Here is a 23,159-nt window from a genome sequence, read left to right on the forward strand (position 1 = left end):
TCTACCATTCGCCGCTGAGCTGGAGAAAAATAGTCCCTATGGCATCGATAGAGACAACCGGTATCGAAATAGTCGACGATAGTGAGCGCACCGCGAAACCCCGGCATCTGTTCCTGCCGTGGTTCGCCTCGAATATCTCCGTTTTCGGGATGAGTTACGGGGCGTGGGTGCTTGGATTTGGTATTTCTTTCCCGCAGGCGCTGATCATTACGGTGATCGCCGTGATTCTGTCCTTCGCTATTTGCGGGGTGATCGCGCTGGGCGGCAAACGCGGCTCGGTGCCCACGATGGTCATGTCGCGCGCGGCTTTCGGGGTCAGCGGCGCGAAAGTTCCGGGCATTATTTCCTGGCTGACCTCCATTGGCTGGGAAACCTCGCTCGCCATTACCGCAGTTCTAGCCACTAATACGGTGCTGGCGCGGCTGGGCTGGGCCGGGGAAGATTCCACCACGGTCAAAGTGGTGGCGGCGGCCATTGTTGCCACCCTCATCGTGCTGGGCGCCGTGGCCGGGTATCACATTATTATGAAAATGCAGGCGGTTCTCACCTGGATCACCGGCATCACCACCATTATCTATATTATTTTAGTTTTCCCACATCTCGACGCCTCCGCGCTTTTCTCTCACTCTTCCGGCTCTGTTGCGGCCATGCTCGGCGCTTTCGTTATGGTGCTCACCGGTATGGGCCTGGGCTGGGTGAATATCGCGGCGGATTGGTCGCGCTACCAGAGCCGGCAGGCGCGCGGCAGCCATATTATTTTCTGGAATACCCTGGGTGGTTCCCTCGGCCCGGTGGTCCTCATTAGTTTCGGGCTGATGCTGGCCGGTTCGGACGACGCGCTCTCCGAAGCCATCGGCGCCGACCCGGTCGGGGCGCTGGCCACTATCCTCCCCACCTGGTTCCTCCTCCCCTTCCTCCTCACCGCGATTCTTTCGCTACTCTCCGGCGCGATTAACGGTATTTATTCTTCGGGGCTCACCCTCCTGACCCTGGGGATTCGGATTCCGCGCCCGCTCGCCTCCCTCATCGACGGCGTCATTCTCACCGTGGGAACCGTGTACGTCACCTTCTTCTCGCCCACCTTTATCGGCCCCTTCCAGTCCTTCCTGGTCACTTTGGGGGTACCGCTTGCCGCGTGGACCGGTATCATGATGGCGGATATTACGTTGCGTAAGCGTGATTACGACGACGACGCGCTCTTCTCCCCCACCGGCCGCTACGGCAAGTACAACATGACCTCGCTGGCCATCCTGGCGGTGTGCTGCGTGATCGGTTGGGGTTTGGTGGTCAACGGCTTCTCCGATGCCCCCTTCAATGATTGGCAGGGCTACCTCCTCCCCCTCATCGGCGGGGTGGACGGGCCGCTCGGCTCGGGCAATATCGGCGTGATCCTGGCTCTCATTATCGGCTTCGTGGCCTACTACGGGCTGTGTGGGGCGCGGGTGCGCCGCCAGGAAGCGGATATGCGCTAGCGAGTGCCGGCGAGGAGGGTGTGTTTTTCCGGGATGTACTTCGCACGTACGACAAGCGCAGTACAGCTCTGAAAACAGATCCCCCCTCCCCAGGGCGCATCCTGTTGGGCTGCTTAAAGAGCCAGATCGCTCATGAGCTCCTCGATGAGTTCTTCTTCGTATCGGCTTTCGCCTTCCGGCATGCGCCAGGTGGTGGTGTGGGGAAGTTCGAGCATTTTTCGCACGAAGCCCCAGCCGGCTGCATCGCCGTCGGCCCGGACATGCAGCCTGGCACATGCGGATAGCTGAGTGAGGAGCTGGACCGCGGCCTGGCTGAGGTTACCGTAGGTGCAGATGAGGGGCCGGCTGGCCGGCCCGAAGCGGTCCGCGGCAGTTTCAATGATCGAAGGATTCTCGCATACGTACACATCGGAAATACCCGGGCGCAGGCGCAGCCCGGAACCCTGGCCCGGCCCTGCTCCCACGCCAAGCCCCGAGTCCGAACTTGGTCCTGTTCCCGCGCCAGACCCCGAGCCTAGGCTGCGCAGGGTCAGCCATACGGGTTCACCCTGCACGGCAGCTAGGCGCGCCGCGGGCGCCTCCCCCACCAGGGGCAGATTAAGAACCAGCACTTGGGAGGAGACCCCGTCGCAGGTGATCCCGACCCCGGCCCAGGCCTGATGCCACGCGGCGGCGTCGGCCAGCGGATCGAGGTAGGGCTCCGCTCCGAGCGCGGCGGCGGTGCGCGCTACGGCCTGCCCGAGCGGCCGGGAGCGGTCCAGGGCGTGAGCGTCGGAAAACAGGCCGGCAGCCAGCACGGACAGCAACTGGCCTTCGAACCGCGGCAGTTCGTGGATAACCGCGGCGATCTCCTCAGCGCGCTCCCGCCAGGACGGGGCGCGGCCCAGAATGGAGAGAATTACGCTCTCCTGCGCTATCCCGAGCCCCTGCAAAATCCGGGTACCGGCCGCGCGATCCAGCGCCACGTGCTCCCGGGCGGCCTCTTTTTCCGCGGTGATATCACGCAGCGGGCCACCCAGGTAGACCAGCAGCTCCTCAAGATCCGCCCCGTTATCACGCAGGCTCGCCCGCAGCTGCCGCGCCTGGAGTGGCTTATGCCCGCGAGCCCACCCGGCCGGGGTGAGCCGCTCCACCTGGATACGTTCCGCATCCGTGAGGCCCTTGCCCAGCTGCGAACGTTCCGCCAACTTGCCTTTCTCGATTTTCTCCCGCGCCTGGCCGAGTAACTTGCGCGGCCCGGGCAGATTCGCCCACTCCAGGATATGAGCGGGAATCACAACAGCATCCCCTCAGCTTCCGGTTCTCCCGCGGGAGATGGGCCGGCGTCGTCGACCCAAGAACACGGCAATTCAATGGACTCCAAAGTATTACCCGCCCACAATTCGAGGGTGACGTCCGCGCCTTCGAGGGGCGCGGGCGCCCGGACCACCTGGTAGATGGCGGCGGCCGGGACTTCCTTAATATTGACGAGGCGGCCGGGGCCAACGAGCAGCACGTCCAGGTCGAAGTCGCGGAGCATACTCATCATGACGCCCTTATTGGTGTCGTCCAGGCCGTCGAAAGCCTCATCGAACCAGATCGGGCGCGGCGAATTTTCCGTTTTCAGGTAGAGCGCGGCCAGGGTGCTGATAAGCGGCGCCATGAGCATCACGGCGCGGGCCCCGCCGGAAAGCTCCGAGTAGGAACGCGTGGTCAGCGGCCCCCAATTGCCCTTATCGAAGCGGCGTTCCAGGTTAATCTCATACCAGGTGCGGTAGTCGAGGCGCCGCGCCAATTCGTCGGTCCAGTCGTTGAGGGCCTGGTCCTGGGCGCTGCGTTTGGCCTCGTCGATCTTGTTTTTGAGGGCGGCACGCACCTGATCCTGGACCTCTTTTTTGAAGAGCGTGGAGCCGGTGACCGCGTTGAGCAGATCAGCATTCGCGCCGGGCTGGAGTTTCACGCGCAGGGTGGTTTTATCGGTGCCGGTGGGGTGCTTGGCGAGCACCGTGTTAATACCCGCCACGATCTCCTCCGCCTCACCAATCTGCTCGCGCAAGTACTCCAGGAAGGTCGAACCGAGGAGCTCATCGAGGGTTTCGCGTTCGCGCATGCCGTAGGTGGTGGCGATATCGTCCACGGCTTTGCCCAGGCGCACGATCGACTCGTCAATGCTCACGCTCTGGCCGTTGGAATCGATGCGGATATCAATCTCGAGGAGCGGGCGGTCCACCCGAGCCGTCACGGTTCTGCCGCCGTCTTCAAGTTTGGCGCGCAGGTCCCGGATGGCATCCTCGGCTTTGCGCCGCAGCTTATCGCGGGTGGCGTAGTTATCGGCGCGCTGCTCGGGGCTGTCTTTCCAGCCCCGCACCGTGACTTCGCGGCGGACTGTCGCCACCTGCTCGCGCACATTCGTAATCGCCGAAGACTCACTTTCGGGTAGCTCCAGCTGGATTCTGCGCGCCAGGCCGGCATCGATAAGCTCGCGGAAGGCAGCGTAGCAGGTATCGCGATTCGCGAGGGCGCGCTCGCGTTCCTCGGTCACACGCTCCAATTCATTACTGGCGCGCTCCAGGTTGACGAGGGCCTCAGAATGCTGTTTCTGAGCTTGCTCGCGTTCGGCTTCCAGCCGGGTGATTCGGGCCGCGCATTCCTCAACCTGCTCCAGAATAGCCACGTCACTCTGGTTCGCGGTTTCTTCAAGAACCCGCAATTCTTCACTGTGGGCGGCCAAGGACCGCGCGGTTTCCGCCAGGCGCTGGCGGGCCTGCTCCAGGTTCGCGCGGGCCTCCTCCAGGCGCCGCTGTGCTTTCTCCAGCTCGCCGCGGGCGGATTCTTCGGCGAGGAGTGCTTGGCGCCACGCATCCAGGTGGCGCAACCCCCGCTGTAAATGCTCGCGTAAATTATCCAGGCCGTCCCGGTCTTTGGGCACGGCATGCTCCGCGGCGTACTGCGCGAGCTCGGCCTGGTGGTTATCGCAGCGGGTGCGGGCTTCTTCCGCTTCCTTCTGTTTCGCCGCGGCCTCGGCCTCATCGGCCCGGGCGCGCTCATCGTCCTTATTCCAGGCGGTCAGCAAGTTTCGCAGCGTCATATCACTGGGGGCCTGCGCGTACTGGGCATCGAGCTCAGCGCCGCGCCGCTCCAGTTCTTCGACCTGGCCGGTATGCGATGCGATATCTGCCAGCAGCTGGTCTTTTTGGGTGGCCAATTCGGCTAGCCGCCGCCGGCGCTGCGCGGCCCGGGCTTCTTCACCCAACCATTCGGCTACCTCGCGGACCGGCAGCGCGGTACCGGCCAGGCCGGCCGCCTGCCAGCGCCCGTCCACGCTGATGGCCAGGCCCTGCGCGGGCATCGCCGCGCCCGCCGGCACCAAAGCCACTCCCGCCAGCAGATTATCCGCCTGCCGGCCCAGCACGCCGGCAGATTCGCCAGTTTCCAGGGCATCGGCCAGCGTCCGGCTAGCGGTGCTGGCCGGGAGGGGCGCGAGGAACGTGTCGGCGTCGTCGTATATACCGTTTTCCGCAACCCAGGCGTCGAGGAGACCGGCGGCGGCAAGTGCCGCTTCAATATGGGCGAGGTCGGCGGGCGCGATGCCCGCGCGCGGGTTGAGGAGCTGCCACAGGGCGGCGCCGGGCGCGCCGTGGCGCGAACGCCGGCGCCACAGTTGCGGGGCGAGTGGGGCCTGGACGCCGGTGGATTCCAGCGCGGCCACCTCGGTGTCGATCTGCGTGACCTGGTCGCGTAGCCGGCGAATCTCCCCGAGTTCACGCTCGGTGCGGGCCTGAATCTCGTTTTTACGGGGCTGGTACCAGTCGCGGCGGATCGCTTCCGTGAGGGTGCCGGCCGGGCAGGGGTAGCTGGTGGGGAGCTGGCTCAGCCACGCCTCGGTGAGCTTCGCTCCGGCTTGCTTCGCTTCGGAGTTCTGCGCCTCGCTGAGCTTCGCGCCGGCGCCATCCGCATCAACGCTACTCGCCCACTCCGTCACGCTGCTGGAAAGCCGCTGGTATTCTTCTTCGACCCGATTCCAGGATTCTTCGGCGCTGCGCTTGCTTTTTTCCGCGCGAGCCAGGGCATCGCCCGCGGTATTTTCCAGCAGCACCGCCTGCTGCGTGGCCTGCTCAACAACCTTGAGCAAGGTGCGTGCCTGCCGCAGCTCCCCTTCGCGCTCGTCGTGCCATTGGCGCAACCACACGATATCGACGGATGTTTCGCCGGTATAACCGGCCGCGCGGAAGGTGCTTACGGCGGTGTCTTTCGCATCCACCACGCGGCGCTGGGCCTGATCCAGGTTCGCGGTGCGCTCATTCACCTCGCCAGAATCGTGTCCTTCACGCTGGCGGCAGCGCTCCACATCCGCGCTATCGCGCTCGTGCTGGGCAGTGTCAACCCGCACCAGTTCCCGCAGGGAACGCACCTGCGCCGCGCGGCTTTCCGCATCGCGGTAGGCGGCCGAATTGCGCAGGGTCTCATGCTGAGTTCTGGCCTGATCCAGCTGGGCACGCACCTCTTCCAGCGCGCTATCGAGGGCCTCTTTGCGTTCCCGGTTCTCCGCTAATTTCGCGCGGGAATCGTTTTCGTTCCGGGTGACCTTATCGAGTTCGGAGCGCGATTGCGCGGCTTCGTCCGCGGCGATGCGCAGCACCGCTTTGGTCCACGGCCACCAGTGAGTCTTAATGAAATCCTTAACATCGCCGAGGGCCTTTTTGGTGGTATCGAGGTCTTTACGGATGCCGTCGAGGGCATCCCAGCCCTGCGCCAGTTTGGTTATCTCGGTGGTTTCCAGGGCCGGCAGCGCCTCGCGCAGCTTATCGGTCACGAATTTGGATTCCAACTGCGCCCCGAGTTTCGGGGTGCGGGTGACCTTGAGGATCCGCCCGATTGCTTCCAGTTTCTCCCAATCGCAGCTGAAGAGTTTGCGCGCCACGGTTTTCCGGTAGGAGGTGGCATTATCGTGCACCTGCCAGCCGGGGGCGGTTATTTCTTTCGCGGCGTTCACGGTTCGCCCGGAAAAGATCGCGAGATCCCCGCGCACCCGGCTGTCCTCGCAGGTACACCACCTGGCGTGGAACCGGGTATTGCCCTCCCGCCAGTAGGTATAGAGCAGGGTCGTGAAGAAATGGGGCTGCCCGTCAACAACCCGGCCGTATTCCACCCAGAGCCAGCCGTGGTAGAAGGAGAGGTCGCTGGTGCGCCGGTCGGAGCCTTCGTGGGTGGGCCGCACGTAGTAGCCGAATTGTTTCCCGGACCGCCCCAGGGTGTCGATTTTATCCGGGGAGGTATCGCCGAGCAGCGGGATGAGCGTGGTGAGGGCCATGAGGGTGGATTTTCCGGTTTCATTGGCTCCGAAAAGCTGGGCCCAGCCGTCCGCGAACCAGTATTCGACGGCTTCGAATTCCCACAGGTTGACCACTCCGGCGCGCAGCACCTGCCAGCGGTCCAGGCGGGGCATGGGGAAGCCGCCGTTTTGCCAGGCTTCGCGCCAGGCTTTCAGTTCATTCGCCTCCATGGCTCCTTGCTCCTCCTAAAACAAACTTTCGTCGACGACGGCGTCTTCTTCCAAATCAGCTCCCCGGTAGCGCGCCGCGAGCGGGCTCAAGCTCCAGCCTTCGGGCCCCGCTTCCAGCAGGCCGGTCTCGCGCAGCCGTTCTTCGGCTTTCTCCGCCAGGACCCGCGGCGATTCCTGGAGCTCTTTGGTGAGCTTCGCCCCGAAGGTGGCGTGAATATCCGCGGCCACCCGCTCAATATCTGCGCGCGATACCCGCCGCCAACTACCTTCCGCGCCGGGAGCCAGGCGGTCAATAAAAGCCAGGCAGGCCCAATCGAGCGCGGTGCTGCTCGGGAACAGCACATGGACGGCGCCCGGGAAGTTGCGATCTTGCGGAAGGGAAAGGAGGGCGACGTCGCTCCGTATTTCCACGATGCCCCCGGTCATTTCTTCCACGAGCGCCGCGATTCGGCCACGTTGTGGGCCGTACAGGTAGGCGCGTTCCTCGTCGGTGAGCTGTTCGGGGTAGAGAGCCTGCTGTTCGATGAGGGCACGCATAATCACTTTGCGCCGGGTATCTGTTTCTTCTACCGGGGATAATCCCAGATCCACATCGTCGACGTTAATGAGCATCATGAGGCAATCGCGGTGGATGCGGTAGCCGGCCCCGAAACCGGAGCCTTCCCGGGCCCAGGTATCGAGCCGGATTTCATCGGTGAGCCGGCTGAGTACCCCTTGGTCGCACAGCCATTGCACCGCGGCGATGAATCTTCTTCGATGCGCGAAGGTATCGGGATCGTAGGGCCAGCCGTTGCGGCTCGCGGAGGAATTGCGGACCTGGTCGGAGAGTTCTTGCAGGGTGATGGAGTCCCCCTGCTGGTCTTCCAGGCTGGCCGCCGCGTAGAGGCGCAGCAGCAGCTGGCCGCGATCCGGATGGGCGCCCACCGGCACGGAGTTTTTCCCGTCCAGCGGGGTGCGGCGCAGCCGGTAGCATTCACCCACGTGCCCGATCCGGTAACCCAGCCGCTCGCACCACATCTCCAGGTCTTTAAGATGGCGGCGCACCAATTCGGTCAGTTCCGGATTCGTCCACGGTGCCACCACGGGAGAACACAGCAGCCCGATGAAGGCCAGCTGTTTTTCGGCTCGATCCGAGCTAAACATCGTGACGCTCATCGAGTGAACTCCACAATTCCATTGGCGAGGACCAAACGCCCGGCTTCCGTTTCGATGACGGCCGAGCCTTCCGTCCGGGTGAATCGCAGGCACCATTTGCCGTCTTTGGTGCGGGATTCGTGCACGCGGGTGTCCTTTTTATGCCGGCGCGCCCCGGAGATCAAGTCGAGAAGCAGATCGGCCTGGGTGCGGTTCAAGGTGCCCCATTCGCTCAATGCGCTCCCGGATTTCTTGGCCAGGGCTTCCGCGGCGTCGGCTATATCGAGGTTGCGCTGGGCAGCCAAGAGTTTTGCCTTGCGGATATTATCTTGGCGGTTGATCATTTGCGCCGGCCGGCCCCGTACCGCGCGCGGCCCGCGCACCCGCAACTTGCGGCTAATGGGAACCGGCGGTGTTTCCCAGGCGGACTCTTGATGCCCGGCAGAGATATCCGGAACGGTATCGGTGACGTGCCTGGCGGAGTACAAACCCGTCGTCGCACACCATATATCCCAGACCGTTTCCTCATCGGGAGCCTGTTCGAGGCGCTCGGCTAGACGCAGGAGATCCGCTTTTCTGGATATCGTGCCGCTCACGGCCAGGAGGGCGCGGTGACCCTGGATGGTTGGGGCGACGGCGTCTCTAATCTGGCGGCGCAGCCGCTTGGCTTGGGAAGCTGGTCCGGTAAACCAGTTATCGAGCACGTCCAGCACGCGCCGCAGCTGCCGGGCGGTGGCGAGCAGAGTTTCTTCCGCGGCTTTCGAGCCGTGGCGCGGAATTGCCATGGCTTTCCACACGGACATATCGGTGGCCTGGAGCTGGGCAACGAGCCGGGAGATGCTTTCACTGCACGCATCTACCCCGGAGCCCCACACTTCCGAATAGGCCAGGATCGTTTCGAGGGTTGTCACGATTTTGTCACGGGTGGGTTCCCCACCGAGCGCGGAGGCGAGCCGCGATTGCCATTGCGAAGCGGTCTCCCGCATATCGGAAAGCGTGCTTTCCACCTGCGCGAATGACTGGCTGGCTTCCGGGTATTCCGCGTGCTGGACCTGCTCGAGTGTTTCTTCCAAGAGCTTGGCGAGGATGGCCGGGGCCAGCAGCGATGCCGTGGATTGGGTGCCCAGGTCGTTTTCTATCGCGAGCGCGGCTTCGTGGAATTTCGAGCCGGCTTCGGTGAGTTGGTAGCGGTACCTATTGCGAAGAAAATCTTCTTCGGTTTCGGCATCGTCCTGCCAGGCGGTACAGGTGCCCCACTCGACCAGGCTCGCCATGCGCGCATCAAAATTGAATTCTTCGAGGAAGCGCTCGGCTCCTTCGGTTGGAAGGTAGCCGCGCACTAGCTCGAATAAATCGTGATGGCTCACCCCGGTGAGGGTGAATTCGCGTTGTTCGTACAGCACCTTGACGATCAGCCGGTACTGCCGCGCCAGCTCGCTGGTGAGGAAGCTGGCGGCTTTGAGCGCGGCAGGCAGATCGAGGCCCGCCCACGCGGGAATATCCCCGGTGGGCGTGTCCGGCTGAGTCATCCCAGCACTCCTTGTCATTTAGTTCTTTTTGACCACCACTACGATAGCCCAGATGGAGAAGGCAATATTCACGATGGTGGCGAGCATAAGGAGAATGAAACCAGATCCAAGGTTGGCGAATCCGGAGATGTCAGGAAGTTTGGACAGAGCGTTCATGATTCCGATCAACCACAGGAGTCCGAAGAGTAAGCCCACCCCGCCGGCGGTGGCCATGGTCCACTTCTTCTTGATAACCAGCGCGAGCGTGGAGAAAACAGCCGCGATGAGGTAGCAGAGCAGCACCATCCAGCCGATTTCCGAATCGGCGGTCATGAGGCTAACGGAGAATCCGAAGCTCGAAACCAGAGGCAGGAAAACGGAGAGCATCGCGAGCACCTGGGCGCCGATGAGCACCGCCGGAATAATCACATACCACTTGGAAGCACGTCCCGCGGAGGCAGCCGCGAAGCTTTGGCGCATCGCGCCGGCCTGCTGGGCGACCGCCGGAGCCACCCGGTTACTCACAAAGTCCTTCGCCCCCGTGGCGAATTGCTTGAGGCCTTCTTTCATATCCCCTACGGAATTATCCGGAATGCCTGGCCCGGCCACCGCACCCTGGGCGACGGCCTCCTGGTATTCCCGCAAGGTGGGTTCGCGGCCGTTATCCAGCTGGAAGCGGGCCTGCCACTGCTCGGCAGTGAGCGGTTGCGGGGCCTGTTGCGCGTGCGCGGCGGGCTGTTCTTCCGGCTGCGCTACCGGTTGCGCTTCCGGTTGCTGGACCTGCGCAAACTGCGGGGCCTGCTGCCCTTGAGCTTCGGCCTGGCGCTCGCGAATCCAGGACACCAGTGCCGGGTAGCACTGCGGATGAACCGCGATAGCATCCCATAGGTCGGGGCGCTGGGCCGCAATATCGGCAAGATCCCGCGCGGTAATCTGCGGGTCGCCTAAGTTTTCGAGGGTCATTGTGCGCGGATCGTACATCATAGCGGTTCCACTTTCTCCCATAGAATTTCCGTACCGCAAAAACGCGGACGAAAACCCCGTGTAGCTACCAATACTTTCTACGGTTAATATACGGAGTTTTCTCCTGTAGCAACACTATCCCAGTTACCCTAGATACGTGGAGTTTATGAAAAACTCTACAGGTACGACGGCGGGGCTCATCACGCGAGTTCCACCTTCCACGTCACCGTACTCTATCTGTGAGGAAGGACCTCTTATGACTAACGGACCTGACCACTTCCCACCGTCCACGCCGGTGCCGCCACCTCCGCCTCCGCCACCCTCCGCGCCAACGCCTTCCGCGCCGAGCCCCGAGGAAGCGGAGCTGACCCGGACGATTCCGCCCGTCGAGGAGGCACCTGTAGCACAGCCTGAGGCTACTCCGGCGCATCCGCTCGCGGTCCCGGTTCCTCCCCCGCCTCCCGCACCGCCGGCTTCCACACCGCCGGCCCCCGCGCATGCTGCAGATGAGCAGTCCGAAGCCGATTTCTCTGAGGGCAACTGCTCCGAGGTCGGTCAGCCCGACGAGCACCATACCGAAGAAGCTACCCCGCAGCCCGATCCGGAAGCCACGCTCTCCGCGGAGATCCCCGCGGCGGATTCGCCCACGCCAGCGGCGCCGTCGCCCCTATCCCCAAGTGAGCCGGAAGCGTGGATCACGGCCGATGTTGATGCGGGCGCGCCCACCCGTACCGCGCTTCCGCGGATGCTCGAGGAGATTCCGAGTGCGGCCAGTGCCGGGGCTGCCCCGGATGCGGTACCGGCCCCGGGTTATCCGCCCGCTCCCGGTTATGCGCCGCAGCCCGGTTACGGCGCCCCGCCGCAGGGCTACGCACCTCCGGGCGGGTACGGCACCGCGCCGAGCCCGGCCGCCGGCCCCGGAATGCCGGGCGGAATGTACGCCGCTGCCCCGGCCCCGTCGCTTCCGCGGGAGAAGAAATCCCATAAGAAATTGTGGATTAGCCTGGTGGTTTTGCTGGTGCTCGTCGTGGCGGGAGTTATTGGTTTTAAGGTGACGGCCAGTAAGTTCGCACCGGAGAAAACGGCCGAGGCGTATCTCTCCGCGATTGTGGACGGGAAGGCCAGCGCCGCGCTCGAGGTGTACGACCCGAATGTGCGCTCCGGGGAACGCCTGTTCCTCAGCGACGAGATTTACAGCAAGGCCACGAATCGGCCCACCGATTTTGAGGTCATTTCTGCCTTTAAGCAATCGCAGCCGGGCGGGAAAGATACCGTGCGCGTGAGCGCCGAATTCACCATCGATATGAAGAAATATCCGGTTGATCTCACTCTCAGTGAGCGCGGCAAGAAATTCCTGTTCTTCTCCGAATGGCAGGTCACTGATGCGCCGCTGGGGACCTTGGTGCTACGTTCCGCAACGCCGCAGCTCAGCGTCAATGGGGTCGACGTCGATCTTTCCACCACGGTGGACCCGGCCGACAAGAGCGAGCGTGCCAGCGGGTACTATTCGCTGCCCGCTTTCCCGGGTACCTACACGGTGGGTGCCCAGGGTGGAAACACGTACGTGAGTTTCGGGGAGGCGGAGAGCGTAACCGTTCCGGTTCTTGACTTGAGCTCCCCGGCCGTCATTGAACCGAGCTTCACACCGGAAGTGGCCGCGGAAATCCAGAAGCAGGTGAATGCGCGGTATGAGGCGTGCATGCCCGCCGACACCTTCGAGGTGAAAGACTGCCCCGAATTGAATATGAGCGATCCTGTTTTCCAGGCGGTGACGGAGATTCGGCGCTCGTGGAAGGAAGAACCCAAGGTCGAGGTGGATGCCACGAAAGTGAGCTACGAGAATGGCGCCTACGTGGGCACCGCCAAGGTCAAGGGCAAGGCCATTATTAATTACAAGCAGCGCTACAGCGAGAAGGATCCCTGGAAGGAATCGGAGTGGCCGGTCAATATCTGGGTGAACCGCACCCTGCGCTTCGAAGTGAAGGACGGGGCGATCACGGTGGATTTCTCCAAGGATAATTACGGCTGGTAAAAGCGGCTGCAGTCACAGAGCGCTGATGTGACTACGTACTGCTAGACAGCAACCGGGGCGGGGTGGTTCGTCATGAACTTCCCCGTCCCCTTTTTCTACCCAGTTTGCAGTTGTCACCTAGTTTTCCGGTACAGCAGTCGGGCTTTTCCTCAGTTCACCCACGATTCCAGGAGACTCGTTATCTCGCTTCGAATACCCTCGGGTGAGAAGCCCTCATCCACCTCGAGGTTTTCTATTGCTACGTGCCCATCTTTTACCCGCGCCGCCACGCGCCCGATAATCCGCTCATCGCACAGAATCGGCATCCCGAAATACCCGAACTCCCGTTTATGCGCGGGCTTATATGCTTCGAGCCGATAGTCTTTCCCGAAGAGTTCACGCTGGCGCGAGCGCGTCCAAATAAGCGAATCGAAGGGAGAGAGCAGCGTGATGCTGCCCGTCTCCCAACTGGCATTATGCAGTTCCTCCACGAGCGCCTCATCAGCAAGCCACGTTCCGGCCAGCCCGCGCACCTCAACCGGTACATACCCGTTCGCGCAACAGCGCTCGCGAATATTCGCACTTTTCGGAAACCTGAAATAATCCACCACATCGTCAAAGCGCGCGATCCCGAGGGCGCGCAGGGCTAGCGCAACGGTCTTGTTCAAGCTCGTGTCCTCATCGAGAAGCTCCGAACTCGGCAAACCCGCTTGCTCGGGGGTGCAGTAAATTCTTTGCCACTTCTCGTCCCTGCTGATCACCGCGAGGTCGCCGATGCTCAACAACCATTCACACGCCGTTTTGACGGGGCTGCTGCGCTCCCAGCCCTGCCCCACCGCGCACCCGAGCTGCGAATGCGCCGTGGGGCCGTTCTCGCGTATGCGTTCCAGCACGGCCCGCGCTACACCCTGATCAACCTGAGGACCGGATAACCCGTATTGTTTAATGCGGCGACGACGCCAATGGAGCAAGGGCCATATTGACCTGGGCATAAGTGAATGCGCGTGGCCCCAGGTTTCGAAGAGGCCAGTGGAACTCTCGTGCAGCAGCGGCAAGCTATCTTTATCCACTCCGCGGGCGAGCAGAACCAATTCTTGGGATCTGCGCACGGCCTGCAGTGAATCAATTTGAACGCAGCCGAGGCGCTGGAAAACATCGGCGACGGAGGCACCCGCGCTGCGAGCCTCCGGGGCGAGCCCCTGCGCCGTCACCGCAATTTTCCGCGCAGTTGCAATATCAATGCGATACCGCGGTTCACTATCAGGATTCACCATCACGGTATTGAAACATCCGCGGCCGCCCGGAAGCAAGCACGTGCATAAAACGGGGCGGGGTGGTTCGTCATGAACCACCCCGCCCCGCTTGCTGGACTTCCAGCCGGGCTAGCGTGCGCCGCCGTAGCGACGCACCGCCGGCACCGTGCTTGGTACCGTGCTTCGTACCGTGCTTAGGGCCATGCTTAGCGCAGCTGGTACTTTCCGTTCACCAGGCGGTAGCGCGGATCGAGAAGCAGCGCTGCTTCGCCTTCGTGGCGGTCCCCGGCGAAGCGCTCGTCCACCGAAGTTTCGGTGTAGAGCGGCGCGTGGCCAACCATTCCGGCAACCAGGTGGCGTGCACCTTCCAGCAGGCGCATATCAGCGCTCTCCCGCCACAGCTGGGCTGCCTTCGCGCCGTTGGTGCGCGCGATAGCCGCTTCGAAAGCCGCCGGATGCACGAGCATCATGAGCGCGGAAACATGCCCGAAGCCGAGCGAGGTCAACACAGCCGCCTTAATATCCCCCACCTCGAGGACCTCGCGTGGCCACACCAGGTAGCTGCGCTCCTCGAAAGCCGGATCGGAGCAGTCCAGGGCCTTATTCCCCGGGATCTTCCCGGTGGCGAACATCTGGGTGATGCCAGCCATCTGGAAGAGCGCCGCCCCGCCCTTGGAATGCCCGGTCAGGGTCTTCTGGGAAACCACGTAGAGCGGGTTACCCGCGCTGCGGCCCAGCGCCGTGAAGAGGCGGTCGTGAAGTTCCGCTTCGTTCGGATCATTCGCATTGGTGGAGGTGTCGTGCTTGGAAAGCACGGCGACGTCGTCCACACTCACACCCAGATTGCGCAGGTTCGTGGCCAGCACGGAGTTCTCTCCGCCCATGCCGGCAGCCAGCGCTCCCAGGCCCGGTGCCGGAATCGAGGTCTGGATACCGTCCGCGAAGGAGCGAATATAGGCCACCACCCCGTAGACGGGCAGCCCCATCTGGGCGGCCACATCCCCGCGGGCCAGCAGCACCGTGCCGCCACCGCAGGCTTCCACGAAGCCACCGCGGCGCAGATCGCCAGCCCGGGAGAAGAAGCGCGGGTTGATGCCCTTCTTCGCCATGGCGGCAGAATCCGCCGTCGCATTCATATCACCGAAACCGATGAGGGACTCCACCTGCACGTCATCAATCGCGCCGGAGACCACGAACTGGGCCTTGCCCGTGGCGATCTTATCCACGCCCTCTTCCACGGACACCGCCGCGGTCGCGCAGGCGCCGATGGGGTGAATCATGGAACCGTACCCGCCCACATACGCCTGCATGGTATGCGCGGCGATCACGTTCGGCAGGGTTTCCTGGAGGATATCCTGCGGGTAATCCTTACCCAGGAAGCGATCCACGTACAGGCGGCGCATGGAGGTCATCCCGCCGAAGCCGGTGCCCTGCGTGGAGGACACATCCACCGGATGCACGTATTCGAGCAGCTCCGCCGGGGAGAACCCGGCCGAGAGGAAGGCATCCACCGCCGTCATGAGGTTGTAAATAGCCATCCGGTCCGCGCTCTCCACCAGCGATGCCGGAATCCCCCACTTGGCCGGATCGAAATCGGTGGGGAACTGCCCGCCCACGCGGCGGGTGAGGGTGGTACGGCGCGGCATGTAGGTCAGTGCCCCAGCCTTGCGGGTCACCCGCCATTCGCCGTCTTCCTCGAAGAAGCTGGTGAAGCTCGGATCCGCTTCGGCGTGGGCGCGGGCTTCCGCTTCGCTGCCCACCGTGAAGGTCACGTCCTTCTCCAGGTAGACCGGGGCGATATCGGTGGTCCCGATATCGGCCAGCGGCCCGTCATCCACGAAGGCGCGGATACCCGAACGTGCCACAACTTCGTCGCGGTAGCGTTCGAAAATATCCTCTTCGGGAACCAGCTCGCCCTCGGGGGTGTACCAGCCCGGCTTCGGGGTGTCGAACCAGGTGAGCAGGCCCATCATCCAGGCCAGCTCCAGCACCCCGGCCGGGGTGAGGTCCACATCGCCGTCGCTTTGAATCCCCAGTTCGGCTTCCCACCGGGTACGCGAGCTGCCCCACGGGCCGGTTTCGCCCAGGCCCACGATCACCACGAGGTCCTCGGGCTTGGCGCTGCCGCTTCCGAAAGCACCCAGATCCATGGTCGGCTGGTGGATGCTCACCGGGCTGGGCAGGGCCCGCACGCTCGGCGCGGCCTCCGCGGCCGGCGCGGGGGCGGCCGGCGTGATACTCGCGGCCAGTTCGGGCAGGTTAATATCGCCCAACCCACCGGTCATATCGTGGATGACCGGCGCGGTGCGGGCAGTCGCCACCGATTCGGGGGTGAAGAGAGTGAGCAGTTCGCGCCCGGCTTCCGCCGTGGACCAGGTATGCACACCCTTGGCTTCCACGGCTTCCACCAGCGGATCGTTCCCGCCCATAAGGCCGGTGCCGCGCACCCACCCGATCTTCGCGTGCGCGATGGTGGTGCGCTGGCCCCACGGCTCCACGCGCCACTTATTGACCACGGCATCCAGCGCGGCCTTGACTTCGCCGTAGGCGCCGTCCCCGCCGAAGGAGCCCCGGTTCGGGGAGCCCGGCAGAATCACGTGCATGCGATGGTCGATAGCGGCATCGGTGCCCAGGCTCGCGAGGGTGCCGATAAGGCGTTCCACGCTCCACAGCAGCACGCGGGCCTGGTTTTCCGCTTCGGGGCCGGCATCACTGAGGTAGCCGCTCACCCGCGGCGCCGCGAAGGGCACCAGGAGGTCAGGAATGAGGGCCGGCTTGACGAGCTTCGAGGTGGCACCCACCGTTTCGCGCTGTTCGGCACCGATCCACGCGGTGATCGCGTCGACGTCGCGGAAGGAAGCGAGGTTGGCGGGAATGAGCCACAGTTCGGCACCGTTGATGGCGTTCTCGCGGTAGAGCTTCTTGGCGAAGTTCAGGCGCGTGGTGGAGATACGCGAGGAAGTGGCGACGACGGTTGCCCCGCCGGCCAGCAACCCGGCCACCACCGCACCCGCGATGGAGTTCTCTGCCATACCGGTCACCACCGCGACCTTCCCGGCGTAGATCCCCGGGGTGGTATCACGGGCAGCGCGGGCGATCTTCGTCAAGCGCGCCGCCAGCTTGGGATTGCGTGCCGCCTGCCATTCGGCCTGGCGGGCCACTTCTTCCCCAACGCCGGTGAAATTGGCGCTCACTTCGCGCCCGAAGGCGATCTTGGCCACGTCCTCGCGGGCGGTAGCCCAGCGGTCGCACAGGCGCACGGCCTGGGCCGGATCGAAACGCGGGGTCACGAAATCTTCCCAACCGCTGCCCAGTTCCGCGCTCATCGCTTCGCGCAGGGCCAGGTCATCAGCGGTTGCGGGCGCTTCCGGGCGCTCATTGTGGCCGAGGCGCGCGAGCAGATCGCGCGCGGTTCCGGCCAGGATCGCGTCCATACGTTCGGCATACGCGTCGAGGGCAGCGGAATCGACGACGCCGCCCGCCCCGCTCCCGGTACTCGGGAGCGCAACGTTGATGCCGTGGGCCGCGCCCACCGCCCGCACCGCCGCGTCGATGAGCTCATCGAGCTGGGCGGCCGAGGTGGGAGCCAGCGGGAGGGTGGCCAATTCGTCACCGCGCACCGACTTACCTTCGCGGGTGCCCAGGAGGATAGTGGCGGTCACGTGGGCCACCCAGCCTTCGCCGAGCTGCCAGGTATCCTGCACGCGCTGGGCCACCCGGGCCGGCTTCGCGCCGGCCGCACCGGTGAGCGAACGCAAGCGGTCCGCGATGGCTTCGCGCAGCACGCTGCCGAAGGGCTTATAGGAGTGGGCAGCCTGATCCACCTGGGAGACCAGGGTGGCCAGCGGCGCTTCCGCGGCGCCGTCCATGGAGGCCAGGTCGAATTCGGCGGTCATATCCATGAGGATCTGGTTGCGCTTGGAGGAAACCCCGTTGGTGAGGGTTTCGACCGAATCGGCATCGCCCATCTGGTCCAGGCGGATCTTCGTGGACCAGGCCAGCAGGACGCGCAGGGCGTCCCCGGCTCGGAAGGGCAGATCCGCGGCCGGTTGGCCATCGCCAGCCGGAGCCGCGGCGGGAGCCGGGCTTGCTGCCGCGGCCGGGGCCGCTGCAGCGGCGCCAGCAGCAGCCGCATCCGGTGCGGGAGCAGCAGCGGCTTCCGGAGCGGCAGCAGCGGTTTCGGGTGCCGGAGCCGCGGCGCCATCCGCGCCGTTCGCCGCAGCGCCATTCACGCCGGCCGGCGCCGCCGCGCCGTCCGAGAATCCATCCTCGGCCACCGGGGCGCTGGCAACATCCTCGTGCAGGACCCGCTTGGCATCGCGTTGCACGTTGTACACGCTCACGTGGCGCTGGGCGTGCTTGGGCAGCGCGAGGGTGCGGGTGGCCATATTCGCCAGCGTCGGCGAAGCCGCCAGGCCGATTTCCACGATATCTTCCACCCCGGCCTCAATGAGGTAATCCTGGGTTTCAATCCAGCGCACCGGGGAGGCAAATTGCCAGGCCAGCAGCTCGATCAGGATTTCGCGAGCGGTCCCCACCCGGTCGCGCTCCAGACGCGCGGCCAGATCAGCGCGGATCTCATGCACAACCTGGGAGGGAACCACCTCAAGAATAGCATCGCAGAATTCTTCGGTGAGCTCGAAGGGACGGGCCACCAGGTTCGGCAGGTAGCGCCCTTCGAGAATCTCGAGCTTAATATCCGCGGGAACGATAGCACGCAGGGTATCGCCAAATTCAGCTACGCCGGTGCGCAGCACGCTGGAATGGAAGGGCACGTCGATACCGGGAACCAGCATGAAGGGGCGCTTGCCCCCGGCCTGCCGGGCCCGCTCATTAGCGTCCTTTTCCAGGGCTTCCAGGCCCGCCACGGTTCCGGCCACCGCGTACTGGGCGCCGGCCAGGTTGTAATTGACGATCTCGAGGAATTCCCCGGAAGCGGCAGCCACCTGCGCGACGTAGTCGCGCACGGCGTCGTCGCCCACCCCAAATTGGTTGGGACGCAAGGCGCCCATACGGTAATTCGAACGGCCCTGCTCATCGCGTTCCACCAGGTGGTGCATGGTGGTACCGCGCCGGTACACGATTTCCAGCACGTCCTCGAGGCTGAAGACCTGCGAGTAGGCGGAGAGCGCATTGTATTCACCCAGGGAATGCCCGGCGAAGTAAGCACCGCTTACCAGTGAACCCTGTTCACGCAGGCGCGAGGTCTGGGCGAAGGCCACGGTCGCGAGCGCCACCTGGGTGAATTGGGTGAGGTTGAGGACCCCGTCCGGGTGGCGGAAGATCTCATCGCGCACCCGCAGCTCCACCGGGTTATCGCGCACCACCGCGAGGATGGAGAAACCGAGGGCGGAACGGGTATGGCGGTCGGCGCGTTCCCACACCTCGCGCACGGCAGCCGAAGCGGCCCGGTCATCGAGGGTCATGCCGCGGGCCTGGATGCCCTGACCCGGGTAAACGTAGGCGGTACGCGGGGCGCTCACGGTGCAGGAGGCCTGGGAGACCACGGTATCCCCGCAGCGGGCGGTCACGTCGAGGGCGAGCCCGCCCCCGCGCACCCGGCCCACGCGCTCCACGGTAATATCCACCGCGTCGCCGAGGTTGACCATGCCGAACATGCGGTAGGTCCACCCGGTGATATGCATGGGGGCGCGCCCGGCCACCGGATCGGCCACCGCGTGCTGGGCGGCGGCGCACAGCCACATGCCGTGCACCAGCGGGGCATCCATTCCCGCCACCAGCGCGGCGTTGCGGGATACATGAATCGGGTTGAAATCACCGGAAACAATGGCGAAAGCCGTCATATCGGTGGGGGCCTGCACGGTGACCTTGCGCAGCACCGAACGGGGGGTGTCGATAATATCGGCATCCACTCCCCCGCGGGCGGCCGGCTCAGAAGGCAGTTCCGTGGTGGTGGCGCGCCCGCGCATGGCGAAGCGTTCCTGGAATTCCAGGACCACGGTGTCATCCTCGCGCGACACATTCGTGCGGATGGTCAGCACCCGGCCGGCCGAAGATTCGGCCACGGAAGCGACCCAGGAACGCGCGGTGAGCTGCCCGGCTTCCAGGATCTCCTCCACCGGCACATTCACCTTTTCCAGGTGATCAAGATGCACGCCGGAGAGCAGCCCTTCAATAATCGGGTAGCCATCGGCTTCGCCCGAACCCATCGCGGAGTAGATGGTGGGCCAGCACGAACCGAGCAGCGCGGAGGGCACGGCCGCCGGGGTGCGCCCGGCCGGCGCGGTAATACCCGCGTGCAGGGTGTTGATCTCCGGGGAGACCGCGAAGGTGAGGGTGGCAACGCCGTCGATCATCTCGGGTTGCTTCGTGATGGGGGTGCCGCCCAGGGTGGTGGTTCCCACCCCGGACATCGCGGCGAGCACTTCGCGCATAGCCGCTTCCAGGCGGGCATCATCCACCACGGGCAGCCCGCCGGTGGCTACCGATTCGGGTAGCAGCAGCGGGATGCGCATATGCCGCACCACGTGCTGGTGCGCCTGAGTGCCATCCCAGAGGGTATCGAGGGGCACGAAGATTTCCAGACCCTCCGGGGTATCGCGGATTTCCGCCTCCGGAATGAGGTGGGCCGGGTTAGTGGCCAGGTGGCCGTGCCACACGATGAAGGGGGTTTCCCGCAGGAAGGTTTCGCGGTCGCGTGCCGCGCGGGAGAAGGCCGGCTGGGCCTGCGCCCCGCCCGCGCTCACCCGGGCCACAGCGTCTTCTTCGTAGCGGCCCAGGATATCGGCGATGGGTTCATCGACCTTGGTGATGGCGGCAACCGAGGTGGGTCCGGGAATAATACGGACCTGGTCCGCGGTGTAGCGCGGATTGTGGGATTGCCACAGGGAATCCGAGCCCCAGAAGCGCAGCACCTGCTCGTTGATGACCGGCACGAAGGGCACCGGCTTGGGGTACTTGGAGGCCAGGGCCACGAACCAGGCTTCGTCCTGGGCGAGCACGGTGTGTTCTTCCGCGCTCGGGTAGGCGGCGAGGAAGCGCTGAAGTGCTGCCTGCGGATCGGCGGCGGCATCGGCCCGGGTCGGGAAGAGCGTGGGAACATCCCCGCTTTCCGCTTCGCACAGGCGCGCTTCGAAACGCTGGAGCATTTCCCAGAAGCGGGTTTGGGTGGGTTCGTCGGCCCAGGGCACGGTCAGTTCCACGTAGCGGCGCAGCGCCTGGGCGTAGGTCATCTGCGCGATATCCCCGAAGTAGGGCTTCGCGGTGGCGTTGATCGCGGTGATGATTTCCTCGCGGCGCGCGGCGATGGCTTCGGCATCCCCGTCCACTTCCACGAGGAGGCGGGCAGCGCGGGCGGCCGCGTTTTCCACATTGTAAATATCGGCGTGCAGGGAGGACTGGGTGGAACAAATACCACCGCGGGTGGAGCCGGCCGCCACCCAACCGCCGTTATCGTCCGGGCTCACACCGGGCGTATCGACGAGCAGCTGCTTGACGTCGGGATTCGTTTTCGCTTCCTTCGCGGCCATGGCCGCGGTTCCGATGAACACACCGTCCACGGGCATGGGTCGCATACCGTAAGCCTCGGCCCACGTTCCGGTGAGGAACGACGACGCCCGCTCGGGAATGCCCAAGCCGCCACCCACGGTAATAATGAGGCCGGCCTCACGCATCTGGCCGTAGGTCGCGATGAGCAGATCTTCCAGGTTCTCCCAGGAGTGGTGCCCACCGGCGTGGCCGTCTTCCACCTGAGCGATAAGCGGGGCACCCGGGCAGGCCTTGGCGATCTCCACCAGCTGGCGGATCTGGGCCACGGTGCCGGGCTTGAAAGCAATATAGGGGAAACCTTCGGCACGCAGGCGCGCGATAAGTTCGAGGGCTTCGTCCTTTTCGGGAATGCCGGCGCTAATGACCACGCCGTCCAGGGGTGCCCCGGCGGCGCGCTGGCGGGAAACCAGCCGGCGCGAGCCAAATTGGAGATCCCAGAGGTAGCGGTCCAGGAACATGGTGTTGAACTGAGCCACCCGGCCCGGTTCCAGGTGCTCGCGCAGGGTGGAGAGGTTCTCCGCGAGGACTTCTTCGGAGACCTGCCCGCCCCCGGCGAGTTCGGTCCAGTAGCCGGCGTTGGCGGCGGCCGCCACGATTTCCCCGTCCACGGTGGTCGGGGTCATTCCGCCGAGCATAATCGGGCTGCGCCCGGTCAGCCGCGAGAAGGCGGTATCCAGGTAGGTGTGGCCCTTGATCTGGCGCAACTGCGGGGCGTATTCGGACCAGTCGCGGGTGCGGGTCACGCGCGCCACCCCGGTCACCAGGTCATCGCGGGCGGCAGCGGTGGAGGCATCCACGTAGCTCACCCCGGTGCCGGCCAGGTTTTCCAGGGCGATGGTCTTGAGGTTCGGGCCCGGGCCCAGGTCCACCACGAAACCGGCCGGGGTGCCGCCCTGCCCGGCTTCGTCCAGGGCGGCGGCGAATTCCGCGGTCCAGTCCAGGCTGGCGGTGAGCACGGCGCGGGCCAGTTCATCGCTGCGTTCCACGTTGAGGGAGCAGCGAGCCGCCCAGGAATCCACGAGGGCCACGGCCGGTTCGAGGAGCGGGGAATGGAAGGGCGCTCCCACGTTGAGGAATTCACACACCGGGTGGAGGGCTTCCCCGCCGGTGAGTTTATCGGCGCGGGCGCGCGCTTCCCGTTCGGCTTCGCGTTCGATGAGGGCCACCAGCGCGGTGAGGGCGGCCGGACGCCCGGAGACCACGCAGGCTTCCCGCGAGTTAATAATGGCAACATCCGCATCCGGGACCTTGGCGGCCAGGCGGCGCAGCAGCGGGGCACCCACGCCCCGCACCGAGAGCATGGGGCTGGCGTCCTTGCTCGCGGTAATCCCAAGTTCGCCGCTGACCTTGGAGGCGGCCGCCCCGATGAGGCGGGCGAGGGCGAAAATACTGGCCGGTTCGCTGGATTCCACCATGGCGGCGGCCAGTACCCCCTGGGAGTGCCCGATGGTAGCGGTGGGGCGCACCGCCAGGTCACGGTAGGCCCCGTACTGGCTGAGCAGGATACCGGGAACCGAAGTGTGGGGAGCACGCCCGGCGCTGGCCGGGCCGCGCAGCCCGAGCAGGTCGAGGCGCCCGGCGGAAATCACGGTGAGTTCGGGGAGCACCGGGGCGAGGATTTCCTCGGCCGCCGCGTCCACCTCGGTCAGGTCCGCGCGCAACCGCGCGGAGGTGAGCAGCTCATCCAGTTCGGCGCGCCAGGGGGTGCCCTGGCCGGCGAATTGGAGGATCCACGGGGAAGCCGGCGGGGTGGCCGTCAGGGATTCATACACGCTGGTCATAGTGTTCTTTCTGCTAGATGCGGGAGATCCCGCGAGGCAATTCTTG

The 23,159-nt window shown here is 64.8% G+C and carries 9 protein-coding genes; 2 read left to right on the forward strand and 7 right to left on the reverse strand.

Features of this window, described 5'->3' with window-relative positions; all coding sequences use genetic code 11:
* Positions 1-38 precede the first annotated feature (38 nt).
* Entirely contained in the window at positions 39-1,472 is a 1,434-nt protein-coding gene (locus tag ACRQEC_RS02720) for a purine-cytosine permease family protein (protein ID WP_284889148.1), read from the forward strand.
* A gap of 113 nt (positions 1,473-1,585) precedes the next feature.
* Here ACRQEC_RS02720 and ACRQEC_RS02725 read toward each other — a convergent pair whose 3' ends face one another.
* The 5 genes from ACRQEC_RS02725 to ACRQEC_RS02745 are packed head-to-tail and all read right to left on the reverse strand — an operon-like array spanning position 1,586 to position 10,580.
* Positions 1,586-2,749 (reverse strand): DUF2399 domain-containing protein, encoded by a 1,164-nt coding sequence (locus ACRQEC_RS02725; protein WP_284889149.1) that lies wholly within the window; start codon positions 2,747-2,749, stop codon positions 1,586-1,588.
* Positions 2,746-6,954, reverse strand: a complete 4,209-nt coding sequence (locus tag ACRQEC_RS02730) for a TIGR02680 family protein (RefSeq protein WP_284889150.1) — start codon at positions 6,952-6,954, stop codon at positions 2,746-2,748. The genes ACRQEC_RS02725 and ACRQEC_RS02730 overlap by 4 nt, the downstream gene beginning before the upstream one ends.
* A 15-nt stretch (positions 6,955-6,969) precedes the next feature.
* Positions 6,970-8,109, reverse strand: a complete 1,140-nt coding sequence (locus ACRQEC_RS02735) for a DUF2398 family protein (protein WP_284889152.1) — start codon at positions 8,107-8,109, stop codon at positions 6,970-6,972.
* Positions 8,106-9,617 (reverse strand): DUF2397 domain-containing protein, encoded by a 1,512-nt coding sequence (locus ACRQEC_RS02740; RefSeq protein ID WP_284889153.1) that lies wholly within the window; start codon positions 9,615-9,617, stop codon positions 8,106-8,108. The genes ACRQEC_RS02735 and ACRQEC_RS02740 overlap by 4 nt, the downstream gene beginning before the upstream one ends.
* Positions 9,618-9,635: 18 nt before the next feature.
* Complete coding sequence (locus ACRQEC_RS02745; RefSeq protein ID WP_435729885.1) at positions 9,636-10,580, reverse strand: variant leucine-rich repeat-containing protein; 945 nt, start codon at positions 10,578-10,580, stop codon at positions 9,636-9,638.
* A 235-nt stretch (positions 10,581-10,815) separates the two neighbouring features.
* Between ACRQEC_RS02745 and ACRQEC_RS02750 the strand changes: the two genes are divergently transcribed.
* On the forward strand, positions 10,816-12,591 hold the full coding sequence (locus ACRQEC_RS02750; RefSeq protein ID WP_284889155.1) for a zinc ribbon domain-containing protein: 1,776 nt from the start codon (positions 10,816-10,818) through the stop codon (positions 12,589-12,591).
* Positions 12,592-12,740: 149 nt separating this feature from the next.
* Here the strand turns inward: ACRQEC_RS02750 and ACRQEC_RS02755 are convergent, their stop codons facing one another.
* The gene (locus tag ACRQEC_RS02755) at positions 12,741-13,844 is read right to left on the reverse strand and encodes a DNA glycosylase AlkZ-like family protein (protein ID WP_284889156.1); all 1,104 of its coding nucleotides are present in this window, start codon (positions 13,842-13,844) and stop codon (positions 12,741-12,743) included.
* Between the two features lie 185 nt (positions 13,845-14,029).
* A complete protein-coding gene (locus ACRQEC_RS02760; RefSeq protein ID WP_435733975.1) occupies positions 14,030-23,113 on the reverse strand; it encodes a fatty acid synthase subunit beta domain-containing protein in 9,084 nt (3,027 codons plus the stop codon).
* Between the last annotated feature and the right edge of the window lie 46 nt (positions 23,114-23,159).

Origin of the sequence: Actinotignum saccati, assembly GCF_051265055.1 — a bacterium.
Taxonomy (GTDB): Bacteria; Actinomycetota; Actinomycetes; order Actinomycetales; family Actinomycetaceae; genus Actinotignum.